Below are 13,133 nucleotides of genomic sequence, written 5' to 3'. Positions count from 1 at the left end.
CGGCCGTACGGCCCGGCGGGCAGAGGCACGGGGACGGGTGCGGGGACGCCTGCGCGGCGGCCACGGGGGCCGCCCCCGCCCGGCCCAGCGGATCCGGCGCCGCCGCGCACTGCGCAGCGAGCGCCGCACCCTGCGCGGCCTGCGCACCCACCGCCCGTCCCGCCCGGCCGACCACACCCGGCGCAGGCTCCGCACCCGCCTCCACCACCCCGCCCAACTCCCCCCGTCCCCACGCCCCCTGCGCCCCACCGGCCAGCAACTCCCCCGCCCGGAGCTGTCCCGCACCACCGCCGCCTGGCTGCGCCGCGCGCTGTGGACCGTCGCCCTCACCCTCACCGGCGGCATCACCCGCCACGGCCGACTCCCCCGCGGCGGCTGCGTGGTCGTCGCCAACCACTCCTCGCACGCCGACACCGCGGCCCTGCTCGCCGCCCTCGATGCCCGGCACGCCCCGCTGATCGGCGCGGCCGCCGACTACTGGTTCGCCACCCCCTGGCGCCGCCGCATCTGCCGCCGCCTCGCCGCGGGCTTCCCCGTACGGCGGACCGGCGGCGGCCTGGAGGACCTGCTGGGCATGGCCGGCGCGCTGCGGGCCGGCCGCGCCGTGGTCCTCTTCCCGGAGGGCACCCGCGGCGGCGACGGCGCGGTCGGCGACTTCCGCCGGGGCGCCCTGCTCCTGGCCGAACGGGCCGGCGTCCCGGTCGTCCCGGTGGGCCTCGCGGGCACCGACCGCCTGCTCCCCAAGCACGGCAGGCTCCGCCGCACCCACCTCCGCGTCCACATCGGCACGCCCCTGTACGGACCCGTCCCCGCACCCGAGGCCCGCGACGCCGTCCGGGCCCTCACGGCCGACGCGGCGGCCCCCCTCCCCGACTCCCGGCTGCGCCGCCGCACCGCCGCCCTCGTCGCCTCCCGCCGGGGCCTGCCGCTCGCCTTCGCCTGGGCCTTCGCCGAGGCGCTGAGCTGGCCCCTGATGCCGGAACTCTTCCTCGCCGTCGCCTGCGTGGCCGCGCCCCGCGCCGGTCTGCGCCTGTCCCTCGCGGCCCTGGCCGGCAGCCTCGCGGGCGGCCTGCTCGCCCTCCAACTCGCCGCGTCCGGTGCCCACTTGCCCGCCCCGCTGACCACGGACCGGATGCGCGCCGAGGTCACCCGCGAGCTCGCCGACGAGGGGGCCGCGGCCGCACGCCACCAACCGTGGGACGGCATCCCCTACAAGGTCTACGCCGCCGAAGCGGGCCGCGCCCACGTCCCCGCCCCCGACTGGCTCCTGGCCTCCGCCGAGGCCCGCGGCAGCCGCACCCTGACGGTCGGCCTCGCGTTCGCCGCGCTGGGGGCGCTGGCCCGGCCGTGGCGACGGCGGTATCCGGTGTATCTGGGGCTGTTGGGCGGCGGCTTCGCGGTGGGGCTGGGGATTATCGTCACGAGTTGGAGATGATTGCCCTACGACCGGGTGAAAGACGAGGGCTTTCATAGCCTTGCGGCATATGGCGGCTCCAGCGTCCCCGAAGGACCGCCAAAGGCTTCACCATCGGCGAGGCCGTCACCGGCCCGCGCCGCTCCGGCAGCTGACCCGACGGCGACGGCCCGGCACCCCCCAAGAGGGGCGCCGGGCCGTCGCCGTACGCGCGGGCCTCAGCCCATGTGCGGGTACCGGTAATCCGTCGGCGGCACCAGCGTCTCCTTGATGGAGCGGGTGGACGTCCACCGCATCAGGTTCTGCTTGGCGCCCGCCTTGTCGTTGGTGCCGGAGGCACGGCCGCCGCCGAAGGGCTGCTGGCCGACGACGGCGCCGGTGGGCTTGTCGTTGATGTAGAAGTTGCCGGCCGCGAAGCGGAGCTTTTCGCAGGTGGCGGCGGCCGCGGCGCGGTCCTGGGCGATGACGCAGCCGGTCAGGCCGTAGGCCGAGGCGGACTCCATCTGCTCCAGCATCGCGTCGTAGTCCGCGTCGTCGTAGACGTAGACGCCCAGGATCGGGCCGAAGTACTCGTCCTTGAAGATCTCGTTCTCCGGGTCGGTGGAGACCAGGACCGTCGGACGGACGAAGTAGCCCTCGCTGTCGTCGTACGTGCCGCCGGCCACGACCTCGACGGTCGGGTCGGCCTTGGCGCGCTCGATCGCAGCCTTGTTCTTGGCGAAGGAACGGTCGTCGATGACGGCGCCCATGAAGTTCGCCAGCTCGCGGACGTCACCCATGGTGAGGGACTCGACCTCGGCGGCGAACTCCTCCTTGAGGCCGGCGTTCCACAGGGAGGCCGGGACGTAGGCGCGGGAGGCGGCGGAACACTTCTGGCCCTGGAACTCGAAGGCGCCACGGGTCATGGCGGTCTTGAGCACGGCGCGGTCGGCCGTGGGGTGGGCGACGATGAAGTCCTTGCCGCCGGTCTCGCCGACGAGCCGCGGGTAGGTCTTGTAGTTCTCGATGTTGGTGCCGACCGTCTTCCACAGGTACTGGAAGGTCTTGGTCGAACCGGTGAAGTGGATGCCCGCCAGGTCGGGGTGGGTCAGGGCCACCTCGGAGACGTCCTTGCCGTCGCCGGTGACGAGGTTGATGACGCCCTTGGGCAGTCCGGCCTCCTCCAGCAGCTGCATCAGCAGCACGGCGGCGAAGGTCTGGGTCGGGGACGGCTTCCAGACGACCACGTTGCCCATGAGGGCGGGGGCGGTCGGAAGGTTGCCCGCGATCGCGGTGAAGTTGAACGGCGTGATCGCGTAGACGAAGCCCTCGAGGGGGCGGTGGTCGGAGCGGTTCCAGACGCCGGGGGAGTTCGCCGGGGGCTGCTCGGCGAGGATCTGGCGCGCGAAGTGCACATTGAAGCGCCAGAAGTCGATCAGCTCGCAGGGCGTGTCGATCTCGGCCTGCTGGGCGGTCTTGGACTGGCCGAGCATGGTGGCGGCGGCCAGCGTCTCGCGCCAGGGGCCGGAGAGCAGTTCGGCGGCGCGGAGGATGATCGCGGCGCGGTCGTCGAAGGACATCGCACGCCAGGCGGGGGCGGCGGCCAGCGCGGCGTCCACCGCGTCCTGGGCGTCCTGGACCGTGGCGTTGGCGTACGTGCCGAGCCGGGCGGCGTGGTTGTGGGGCTGCACGACGTCGAAACGCTCGCCGCCGCCCATCCGCCGCTCGCCGCCGATGGTCATCGGGAGCTCGATCGGGTTGTCGGCCAGCTCCTTGAGCTTGGCCTCCAGGCGGCTGCGCTCCGCGCTGCCGGGGGCGTAGGTGTGAACCGGCTCGTTGACCGGCACGGGGACCTGGGTCACAGCGTCCATGGCGGCGGTGTCTCCTTCGCTTCGTTCGCGGTGGCGATCGTCGGTGGTGATCGTCGGTGTGCGTACGGTGTCGTACGGCGGTGTACGGGGCGTACGGGGGTCGGCGGTGCGGCCCGGGCTTCCAGCATCCACCCGAACCCGCCGCCATGGGGCGATCAGCCCCGTGTGGCGAGCGCCCGCAGGAAGAACCCGAGGTTCGCGGGGCGCTCGGCGAGGCGGCGCATGAAGTAGCCGTACCAGTCGGTGCCGTACGGGATGTAGACCCGCATCCGGTGGCCCTCGGCGACCAGCCGCTGCTGTTCGGCCTCGCGGATGCCGTAGAGCATCTGGAATTCGAAGTCGCCGGGCTTACGGCCGTTGCGGTGCGCCAGCTCCTGGCCGATGGCGACCATCCGCGGGTCGTGCGACCCGATCATGGGGTAGCCCTGCCCGGCCATCAGGATCTTCAGGCAGCGGACGTACGCCTTGTCGACCTCTCGTTTGTCCTGGAAGGCGACGGTCGCGGGCTCCTTGTACGCGCCCTTGACCAGCCGCACCCGGGAGCCTTCCCCGGCCAGGGCGTGGCAGTCGTCCTCGGTGCGGAAGAGGTAGGACTGCACCACCGCGCCGGTCTGGGGAAAGCGCTCGCGCAGCTCGGCGAGGATGGCGAGGGTGGAGTCGACGGTGGTGTGGTCCTCCATGTCGAGGGTCACCGTCGTACCGGCCTCGGCGGCGGCCTCGACCACCGGCGTGACGTTCTTCAGCGCCAGCTCGTGGCCGCCGGACAGCGCCTGGCCGAAAGCGGAGAGCTTGACGGACATCTCGGCCTTGGTGCCGAGCCCCTGCTCCTTGAGGGCCTCGACCAGCTGGAGGTAGGCATCGCGGGTGCGCAGCGCCTCGGCCGGGTCGGTGATGTCCTCGCCCAGGAAGTCCAGGGTGACCTCCAGACCCCGCGCGGCCAGCGACCGCACGACCGTCATGGACTCGGCCAGCCGCTCGCCTGCGATGAAGCGGTCCACCACAGGGCGGGTGACCGGAGCGGCCGCGACGACGCGGCGGATGCTGTCGCTGCGCGCTGCGGCGAGAAGCACGGGACCCAGCATGGGGCACCTCCACGGTTCAGGATGACAAATGCCGGGCGGGCGCCGTAGCGGCGGCGCAGCGGCAAGATGAGCCACCTGAAACTTAAGGATCTCGCCATCTTCCGGCCATCGACAGCTGTCACGCCTTCGTGGTCAGGATCTCAGACAGATGTATGAGAATGGTGCTGACACGGGGACAGCGGGGACAGCGGGGACGCACGGGGCAGGACGGCTTCGGCACGGACGGGAAAGGGGCCTGGCGGCGGATGCGGGGCGATTACCAGCAGCTCGTGGACGAGATCTCGGCGGCGCTCGGCGCACCGGCGACGCTGGAGGACCGGGATTTCGGGCTGATCGCGTTCGGGGCCCACGAGGGGGACGACGACGAGGTCATGGACCCGGTGCGGACCCGGTCGATCCTCCAGCGCCGGTCGTCGGCGGCGGTACGGGCCTGGTTCGAGGCGTTCGGCATCGCCCGGGCCACCACGGCGCTGCGCATTCCTCCGGACCCGGCCGCCGGGGTCTTCCGCGGCCGGATCTGTCTGCCCGTACGCCATCGCGGCATCGTGCACGGCTATGTCTGGCTGCTGGACGACGGACATCTGACCGACCTGGAACTGGGCGCCCGCGGCGCGCCCCCGGACCCGCGGATCGCGCAGGCGATGGAGACCGCCGCCCGGATCGGCGCCCTGCTGGCGGACGAGGCCCGCGCCGGATCCGAACTGGCCGATCTGCTACGGGAGTTGCTGACCTCCGGGCCGGGGTCGCGGGCAGCCGCCGAGGCCGCGCTGCGCGAGGCACTGCGGGACACCCTGCGCTTCCCGCCGGGATCGCCGCTCACCCTGGTGGCGGTGCTGCCCTGGGACACCACGGACGGCGAGGAGGCGCCGATGCCCAGCCTGCCGGGGCTGCTCGCGTCCTGTGCGCTGCCCGCGGGCACCGGCCTGCCGGCCGCCCCCGAGAGCCCGGGGACGGGCAAGGCCACGGACGGCCAGGCTCCCGGCCCCGCCGACAAGAACAGCGGCACCGGCCGTCCGCACCCCGCGTCCCCCGCCCCCGCCCTGGCCGCCCTGGTGCGCCTGCGCTCGCCCGGCTCGCTCGCCCCGGCCCGAACGGTGGCCGAGCAGCTGCTGCGCTCGCCGCGCGCGGGCGCCGCACCCGCCGCCGGGGGCACCGGAGCCGCCCGAGCCACCGGGGGCCGCAGCGCCGCGCCCCGGCCGCGCGCCGCCGGAATCGGCACCGGGACAGGGGAGTTGGCCGACCTCCCGGCCACTTGGCAGCAGGCTCTGGACGCGGCCCGCGCGGCCCGCGCCGAGCCGCGGCTGGGCCCGGTCACCCAGTGGGACACCATCGGCGCATACCGCCTGCTGACCGCGCTGCCCACGGTCGGCCCGGACCCGTCCGTCGACGCGCTGCTGGCTCCGGCGCACGCCGAACTCGCCCGCACCGCCGAGGCGTTCCTGGACTGCGCGGGCCAGGCCGGCCGCACCGCGCAGGTCCTGGGCATCCACCGCCAGACGCTCTACTACCGCCTGGGCCGGGTGAAGAAGCTGACCGGCCTCGACCTGGACGCGGGCGAGGACCGGCTGCTGCTGCACATGGCCCTCAAGGCGGCGCGGCTGTGAGTCCCCGACGGGCTCCCCGAGCTCCGGAAAGGGCCTGAGGGGCATGCCGTGCTGCCGCGGTTCGTCGACCACGGCCGAGGGCACTTCGCGGCGCAGATGCTGTCGCTCGGGCCGGTCTTCAACGTCATCGCGGTGGCCTCCGACACCGTGTGGGGACGGGCCGCGGCCACCGCACGGGACCGGTTCGCCCGTTCGCCCCGGCGGCTCTCCCCGGTCGGCGGCGTCGGCGGGCTCGCGATGAGCGGCCTCGGCGCCACCGTCGCCGCGACCGGCCGCAAGGACCGACGACGCCGCCGTCCGGCGGAGCTTCCTACCCCTCGCCCGGCCCCAGCACCTCGCCTGCCGTCACCCGGCGCAGCGCTTCCGCCAGATCGCGGCCGGAGGGCATCGCCTCCGGCCGGACCAGCGACTGCACCATGAGGCCGGTGAGCAACGCCTGGTAGAAGGAGCCGACCACCCGGGCCGTCTCCGCGTCGACCTCGGTGTCCGGCACCCCTTCGAAGAGCGCGACGAGCCCCTCGCCGCCCTCCGGCAGCACCTCGCCGATCGCCTCGCGCAGCCCGGCGTCCCGCGGCAGCAGCCCCAGCACCTCGACCTGCGAGGCGATGAACTCCGGTTCCGTACCGATGCGTTGAAGGACCTTGTCCCAGACGGTGGCGAACCGGTCCAGCGGCGGCGCCGTCCGGTCGACGTCGCCGGGCGTCTCCCCCACCCCCGTGCCCCACTCCTCGCTGGAGGCGATGACGGCCTGGCGCATCAAGGCGTCCTTGGAGCCGTAGTGGTAGCCGATGGAGGCGAGGTTGGCGCCGGAGGCGGCCACGATGTCGCGTGCGGTGGTGCGCGCGTACCCCTTCTCCAGCAGGCACCGCTTGGCGCCCTCCAGAAGATCTTCACGGTGTCCCATGCGGGCAGCCTACCGCCGCGCCATACACCCGTACCAGACGAGTGTCTTATACGTACGTATGGCGGCTGGCCGCTCCCGGCCGCGCGGCGCGGCCCGCGCTCCGGCTCCTGCTCAGGGCCGGTCGGTGGGCTCCGCGCCGGGGTGCCGCGCGGGGTCGTCCCCGGACCCGGCGGCGTCCGAGTGGGGCGCGGGAGGGGGATCGCCCGGCCGGGTCGACCCGTAGTGGCGGTAGAGCTCCGCCTCCTCGGAAGGGTCGAGGTGCCCGTCGGTCTCGATCCGCGGCGCCTTCTTGATCGCTTCCTTGGCGTAGGGAACGTGCAGTTCGCCGCCCGCCCGCCGCGCCCCGGCAAGCGGCACGAAGATCTCCCTCATGCCGAACAGCCCGGTGCGCACGGTGATCCACTCGGGGACGTCGGTCGCGTCGTCCCGGTAGACCTGCTGGACGGTGCCCACCTTGGAGCCCTCCGTATCGACCACGGTCAGGCCGGTCAGATCCTGCGGGGTGTCATCCGGCGGTGCATTCATGGCGCTCCCTCTCCTTCCGCACGCGCCGCCATGGGCACGCGCAGTTCCCATTGCGCGCCGCGAAGACCCCCGCAGCGACTCGGGAGGACCGGGAAGCGCCGGGCCCGGAGGCGCCGGGACGGTGCTGACGCCCCGCGCACCGTCGGCGCCGGGCAGCCCCTCGCTACGCCGTTCGGGTGAATGGCGGAGGCGTCCGGGCGGCACGCCGCTCCCCCGGCCCTGCCCCTTTCACGCGACCGGGCCCGGCCCCCGCCGAAGCGCGGGGCCGGGCCCGATGACCTGCGAAACCGAGGATCAGCCGAGGTTGACCGCGCGCACGGAGGTCGCGCCGATCTCCTCCGCGATCTCGCTGAGCACGGTGGCCGGAATCGTGTCGTCGACGGTCAGCGCGACCAGCGCCTCGCCGCCGACGGTCTCCCGCGAGACCTGCATGTTGCCAATGTTGATGCCCGCCTCGCCCAGGATCTTGCCGACGGTGCCGACGACGCCGGGGCGGTCGCTGTAGCGCAGGAACGCCATGTGGTCGGCGAGCGCCAGGTCGACGGAGTGCTCCCCGACGGCGACGATCTTCTGGATGTTCTTGTTGCCGGCGAGCGTGCCGGAGATCGACACCTCGTCGCCGCCCGCGAGCGTGCCGCGCACCGTCACCACGTTGCGGTGCTCGGGCGACTCGCTGCTGGTCGTCAGCCGCACCTCGACGCCGCGCTCCTGCGCGAACAGCGGGGCGTTGACGTACGAGACCGTCTCGTCCACCACGTCCTCGAACACGCCCTTGAGCGCGGAGAGTTCGAGCACCTTCACGTCGTGCTGGGTGATCTCGCCGTACACCTCGACGTCGAGCCGCATGGCGACCTCGCCGGCCAGCGCGGTGAAGATCCGGCCCAGGCGCTCGGCCAGCGGCAGCCCCGGCTTGACGTCCTCGGCGATCACGCCGCCCTGGACGTTGACCGCGTCCGGCACCAGCTCGCCGGCGAGCGCCAGGCGCACCGACTTGGCGACCGAGATACCGGCCTTCTCCTGCGCCTCGCCCGTCGAGGCACCCAGGTGCGGGGTGGCGACGACCTGGTCGAACTCGAAGAGCGGCGAGTCGGTGCAGGGCTCGGTGGCGTAGACGTCCAGGCCGGCGCCGGCGACCCGGCCCTCCTTGAGCGCGGTGGCCAGCGCCGCCTCGTCGACGATCCCGCCACGCGCGGCGTTGACGATCCGGACCGACGGCTTGACCTTGTGCAGCGCGTCGTCGCCGATGAGGCCGACCGTCTCGGGGGTCTTGGGGAGGTGGACGGTGATGAAGTCCGCGACCTCGAGCAGCTCGTCGAGGGTGAGGAGCTTGACGCCCATCTGCGCGGCGCGGGCCGGCTGGACGTAGGGGTCGTAGGCGACGACCTTCATGCCGAAGGCCGACATCCGCTGGGCGACCAGGACGCCGATCCGGCCGAGGCCGACCACGCCGAGGGTCTTCTCGCTGAGCTCGACGCCCGTGTACTTGCTGCGCTTCCACTCGCCGTTCTTCAGAGCGGTGTTGGCCTGCGGGATGTTGCGCGCGGTGGCGACCAGCAGACCGCAGGCCAGCTCGGCGGCGGTGACGATGTTGGAGGTCGGGGCGTTGACGACCATCACGCCGGCCTTGGTGGCGGCGGAGACATCGACGTTGTCCAGGCCCACGCCCGCGCGGGCGACGACCTTCAGCTTCTTGGCGGCGGCGATGGCCTCGGCGTCGACCTTCGTCGCGCTGCGCACGAGGACGGCGTCGACATCGGCGATCGCGGGCAGCAGCTCGGCGCGGTCCGCGCCGTTGCAGTGCCGGATCTCGAAGTCGGGCCCGAGGGCGTCGACGGTGGCGGGCGACAGCTCTTCGGCGATGAGTACGACGGGTTTCGAGCTCACGTGGTCTTCAGTCCTCACTAGTCCTTCGCGGACGGCCGTCCCGACGGCCGAAGGCGGTGAAGGGGGAAAGCCGCGTGGAAGACGCACGACGTTGTGAGCCTGACGCGCTTGTTGGGTTTGAGTGTAGTGGCGCGGGGGGACGCGGCCTGCGCCGAAGCGGAAGGATCACCCGTGCGGGGTTCTACGCGGTGGACAATGCGGCGCCGCCGCCTGGACGTGCGGGCCGCACCGGTACGGACGAGGGGGCCGCGGCCTGCGCCGCGACCCCCTGTCCGATGGGCTTACGCCTCGTTGTCGTCGACCCAGCTCATCAGCTTGCGCAGCTTCTTGCCGGTGGTCTCCAGGAGGTGGTCCTCGTCGGCCTTCTTGTACTCGTTGTACTTCGGCAGACCGGCGTTGTACTCCGCGATCCAGGTGTTGGCGAAGGTGCCGTCCTGGATCTCGGCCAGGACCTTCTTCATCTCGGCCTTGGTGGCGTCGGTGATGATGCGGGGGCCGGTGACGTAGTCGCCCCACTCGGCGGTCTCGGAGACCGACCAGCGCATCTTCTCCAGGCCGCCCTCGTACATCAGGTCCACGATCAGCTTGAGCTCGTGGAGGCACTCGAAGTACGCGATCTCGGGCTGGTAGCCCGCCTCGACCAGCGTCTCGAAGCCTGCCTTGACCAGCGCCGAGGCGCCACCGCACAGGACTGCCTGCTCACCGAACAGGTCGGTCTCGGTCTCCTCGGTGAAGGTGGTCTTGATGACGCCGGCACGGGTGCCGCCGATGCCCTTGGCGTACGAGAGGGCCAGCGCGAAGGCGTTGCCGGACGCGTCCTGCTCGACGCCGGCGATGCACGGCACGCCGCGGCCTTCCTCGTACTGGCGGCGCACGAGGTGGCCGGGGCCCTTGGGGGCCACCAGGGCGACATCGACGCCGGCCGGGGGCTTGATGAAGCCGTAGCGGATGTTCAGGCCGTGCCCGAAGAACAGTGCGTCGCCGTCGTTGAGGTTGTCCTTGATGGACTCCTCGTAGACCTTGGCCTGGATCGGGTCCGGCACCAGGATCATGATGACGTCGGCCTCGGCGGCCGCCTCGGCGGGCGTCACCACGCGCAGGCCCTGCTCCTCGGCCTTGGCCTTGGACTTGGAGCCCTCGTGCAGACCGACCCGCACGTCGACGCCGGAGTCACGCAGGGACAGCGCGTGCGCGTGGCCCTGGCTTCCGTAGCCGATGACCGCGACCTTGCGGTTCTGGATGATGGACAGGTCGGCATCGTCGTCGTAGAACAGCTCGGCCACTTGGGGTATCTCCTTGGATGTAGCTGGTTGCCCACACAGTATGTCGGGCGGGGTGCGGAAGGTTGGGGGGTCTCGCCATGCGGTCCGGGTGAACCGCGGGCAGGTCAGGCCGTACGGTCCAGGGCGCGCAGCGAGCGGTCCGTGATGGACCGGGCGCCACGCCCTATGGCGATCGTGCCGGACTGCACCAGCTCCTTGATGCCGAACGGCTCCAGCATCTTGAGCATCGCCTCCAGCTTGTCGCTGGATCCGGTGGCCTCGATCGTGACGGCCTCCGGGGAGACGTCCACGGTCTTGGCGCGGAAGAGCTGGACGATCTCGGTGATCTGCGAGCGGGTCTCGTTGTCCGCGCGGACCTTGACCAGGACCAGCTCGCGCTGGACCGCCGTGCCCGGCTCCAGCTCGACGATCTTCAGGACGTTGACGAGCTTGTTGAGCTGCTTGGTGACCTGCTCCAGCGGCAGCGATTCGACGCTGACCACGATGGTGATGCGGGAGATGTCGGGGTGCTCGGTGACACCGACCGCGAGGGAGTCGATGTTGAAGCCGCGGCGGGAGAACAGCGCGGCGATCCGGGCCAGGATGCCGGGGGTGTTCTCCACCAGGACGGAGAGCGTGTGCTTGGACATTCGTCTTCTCTCTTCTTCCGTGCGTCCGTGACGTCCTGGGTTCAGTCGTCTTCGTTGTCGCCGAAGTCGGGACGCACGCCCCGGGCGGCCATGACCTCGTCGTTGGAGGTGCCGGCGGCGACCATCGGCCACACCTGCGCGTCCTCGTGGACGATGAAGTCCACGACGACCGGGCGGTCGTTGATGGCGTTGGCCTTGGCGATGACGGCGTCCAGCTCGGCCGGGTCCTCGCAGCGCATCGCGACACAGCCCATCGCCTCGGACAGCTTCACGAAGTCCGGGACGCGGGTGCCGCCGCTGGCCTTGCCCTCGGCCGCAACGCCGTCGGACTCGGGGCCGCTGTGCAGCACGGTGTTGGAGTAACGCTGGTTGTAGAACAGGGTCTGCCACTGGCGGACCATGCCCAGCGCGCCGTTGTTGATGATCGCGACCTTGATCGGGATGTTGTTCAGCGCGCAGGTGACCAGCTCCTGGTTGGTCATCTGGAAGCAGCCGTCACCGTCGATCGCCCAGACCGTACGGCCCGGCTGGCCGGCCTTGGCACCCATCGCGGCGGGCACGGCGTAGCCCATGGTCCCGGCGCCGCCGGAGTTCAGCCACGTGGCGGGCTGCTCGTAGTTGATGAAGTGGGCGGCCCACATCTGGTGCTGGCCGACGCCCGCGGCGTAGATGGTGTCGGCGGGAGCGAGCTCGCCGATCCGCTGGATGACCTGCTGCGGGGAGAGGCTGCCGTCCTCCGGCTGGTCGTAGCCCAGCGGGTAGGTGTCGCGCCAGCGGTTGAGGTCCTTCCACCAGGCGCTGTAGTCGCCCTTGTGGCCGGCCTCGTGCTCGGCCTGGACGGCGACGATCAGATCGGCGATGACCTCGCGGGCGTCGCCGACGATCGGCACGTCCGCGGCGCGGTTCTTGCCGATCTCCGCCGGGTCGATGTCGGCGTGCACGATCTTGGCGTACGGGGCGAAGGAGTCGAGCTTGCCGGTGACGCGGTCGTCGAAGCGGGCGCCGAGCGTGATCAGCAGGTCCGACTTCTGCAGCGCGGTGACGGCCGTGACCGCGCCGTGCATGCCGGGCATGCCGACGTGCTGGGGGTGGCTGTCGGGGAAGGCGCCCAGCGCCATCAGGGTGGTGGTGACGGGCGCGCCGGTCAGCTCGGCGAGGACCTTGAGCTCGGCGGTGGCGCCGGCCTTGAGCACGCCGCCGCCGACGTAGAGCACCGGGCGCTTGGACTCGACGATCAGCCGGGCGGCCTCGCGGATCTGCTTGGCGTGCGGCTTGGTCACCGGGCGGTAGCCGGGCAGCTCGGTGTGCGGCGGCCAGACGAACGTGGTCCGGGCCTGGAGGGCGTCCTTGGCGATGTCGACGAGGACCGGGCCGGGGCGGCCGGTGGAGGCGATGTGGAACGCCTCGGCGATCGTCCGGGGGATCTCGGCCGGGTCGGTGACCAGGAAGTTGTGCTTGGTGATCGGCATCGTGATGCCGCAGATGTCCGCCTCCTGGAAGGCGTCCGTGCCGATCGCCTTGGACGCGACCTGACCGGTGATCGCGACCAGCGGGACGGAGTCCATATGGGCGTCGGCGATCGGGGTGACGAGGTTGGTGGCACCCGGACCCGAAGTCGCCATGCACACGCCGACCTTGCCGGTGGCCTGGGCGTATCCCGTGGCAGCGTGTCCGGCGCCCTGCTCGTGGCGCACCAGGACGTGGCGGACCTTCGAGGAGTCCATCATCGGGTCGTACGCCGGCAGGATCGCACCGCCGGGAATGCCGAACACGGTGTCGGCCCCGACCTCCTCGAGCGAACGGATGAGGGACTGCGCACCCGTGACGTGCTCGACGGTGGCGGGCTTCTGCGGTCCGCCGGCGTTACGGGCCCGCGGCTGCGGATGGTGGGCCCCGGAGGCCTGCTCGGTCATCTGCGTCTCTTCTCGAAGCTGAGGGTTTTGACGGGATTTGTGAGG

Annotated in this window: 10 protein-coding genes and 1 pseudogene; 3 read left to right on the top strand and 8 right to left on the bottom strand. The window is 72.1% G+C overall.

Going from position 1 to position 13,133, the window contains the following annotated elements:
• The first annotated feature begins 238 nt into the window (after window positions 1-238).
• A complete protein-coding gene (locus ACIGWZ_RS30555; RefSeq protein ID WP_400070114.1) occupies window positions 239-1,435 on the top strand; it encodes a lysophospholipid acyltransferase family protein in 1,197 nt (398 codons plus the stop codon).
• A 197-nt stretch (window positions 1,436-1,632) separates the two neighbouring features.
• Here ACIGWZ_RS30555 and pruA read toward each other — a convergent pair whose 3' ends face one another.
• On the bottom strand, window positions 1,633-3,264 hold the full coding sequence (gene pruA, locus ACIGWZ_RS30550; RefSeq protein WP_400069953.1) for an L-glutamate gamma-semialdehyde dehydrogenase: 1,632 nt from the start codon (window positions 3,262-3,264) through the stop codon (window positions 1,633-1,635).
• A gap of 155 nt (window positions 3,265-3,419) precedes the next feature.
• Window positions 3,420-4,346 carry a proline dehydrogenase family protein gene (locus tag ACIGWZ_RS30545; protein WP_400069952.1) on the bottom strand — a complete coding sequence of 309 codons (927 nt, stop codon included), beginning with the start codon at window positions 4,344-4,346 and terminating at the stop codon, window positions 3,420-3,422.
• Window positions 4,347-4,591: 245 nt separating this feature from the next.
• Here ACIGWZ_RS30545 and ACIGWZ_RS30540 point away from each other — a divergent pair, with 245 nt between their 5' ends.
• Both ACIGWZ_RS30540 and ACIGWZ_RS30535 read left to right on the top strand, forming a co-directional pair.
• The gene (locus tag ACIGWZ_RS30540) at window positions 4,592-5,950 is read left to right on the top strand and encodes a PucR family transcriptional regulator (protein WP_400069951.1); all 1,359 of its coding nucleotides are present in this window, start codon (window positions 4,592-4,594) and stop codon (window positions 5,948-5,950) included.
• Between the two features lie 45 nt (window positions 5,951-5,995).
• Window positions 5,996-6,232, top strand: a pseudogene (locus ACIGWZ_RS30535) (LysE family translocator); the annotation flags it as partial.
• 28 nt (window positions 6,233-6,260) lie between these two features.
• Here the strand turns inward: ACIGWZ_RS30535 and ACIGWZ_RS30530 are convergent.
• The 6 genes from ACIGWZ_RS30530 to ACIGWZ_RS30505 form a co-directional block, all read right to left on the bottom strand.
• Entirely contained in the window at window positions 6,261-6,854 is a 594-nt protein-coding gene (locus tag ACIGWZ_RS30530; RefSeq protein WP_400069950.1) for a TetR/AcrR family transcriptional regulator, read from the bottom strand.
• 111 nt (window positions 6,855-6,965) lie between these two features.
• Window positions 6,966-7,379 carry a PRC-barrel domain-containing protein gene (locus ACIGWZ_RS30525; RefSeq protein ID WP_400069949.1) on the bottom strand — a complete coding sequence of 138 codons (414 nt, stop codon included), beginning with the start codon at window positions 7,377-7,379 and terminating at the stop codon, window positions 6,966-6,968.
• Between the two features lie 294 nt (window positions 7,380-7,673).
• Window positions 7,674-9,263, bottom strand: a complete 1,590-nt coding sequence (gene serA, locus ACIGWZ_RS30520) for a phosphoglycerate dehydrogenase (protein ID WP_400069948.1) — start codon at window positions 9,261-9,263, stop codon at window positions 7,674-7,676.
• A gap of 281 nt (window positions 9,264-9,544) precedes the next feature.
• Complete coding sequence (ilvC, locus tag ACIGWZ_RS30515; protein ID WP_400069947.1) at window positions 9,545-10,546, bottom strand: ketol-acid reductoisomerase; 1,002 nt, start codon at window positions 10,544-10,546, stop codon at window positions 9,545-9,547.
• Window positions 10,547-10,650: 104 nt separating this feature from the next.
• Window positions 10,651-11,175 (bottom strand): acetolactate synthase small subunit, encoded by a 525-nt coding sequence (gene ilvN, locus ACIGWZ_RS30510; RefSeq protein WP_400069946.1) that lies wholly within the window; start codon window positions 11,173-11,175, stop codon window positions 10,651-10,653.
• Window positions 11,176-11,216: 41 nt separating this feature from the next.
• Window positions 11,217-13,088: an acetolactate synthase large subunit gene (locus tag ACIGWZ_RS30505; RefSeq protein ID WP_400069945.1), complete on the bottom strand. Its 1,872-nt coding sequence runs from the start codon at window positions 13,086-13,088 to the stop codon at window positions 11,217-11,219.
• Window positions 13,089-13,133: the final 45 nt, after the last annotated feature.

It is taken from the genome of Streptomyces sp. NPDC053427 (assembly GCF_044544985.1).
In the GTDB taxonomy this organism is placed as follows: domain Bacteria; phylum Actinomycetota; class Actinomycetes; order Streptomycetales; family Streptomycetaceae; genus Streptomyces.
The sequence above is the reverse complement of the archived record's forward strand: the minus strand, read 5'-3'. Positions and strand labels throughout refer to the sequence as shown.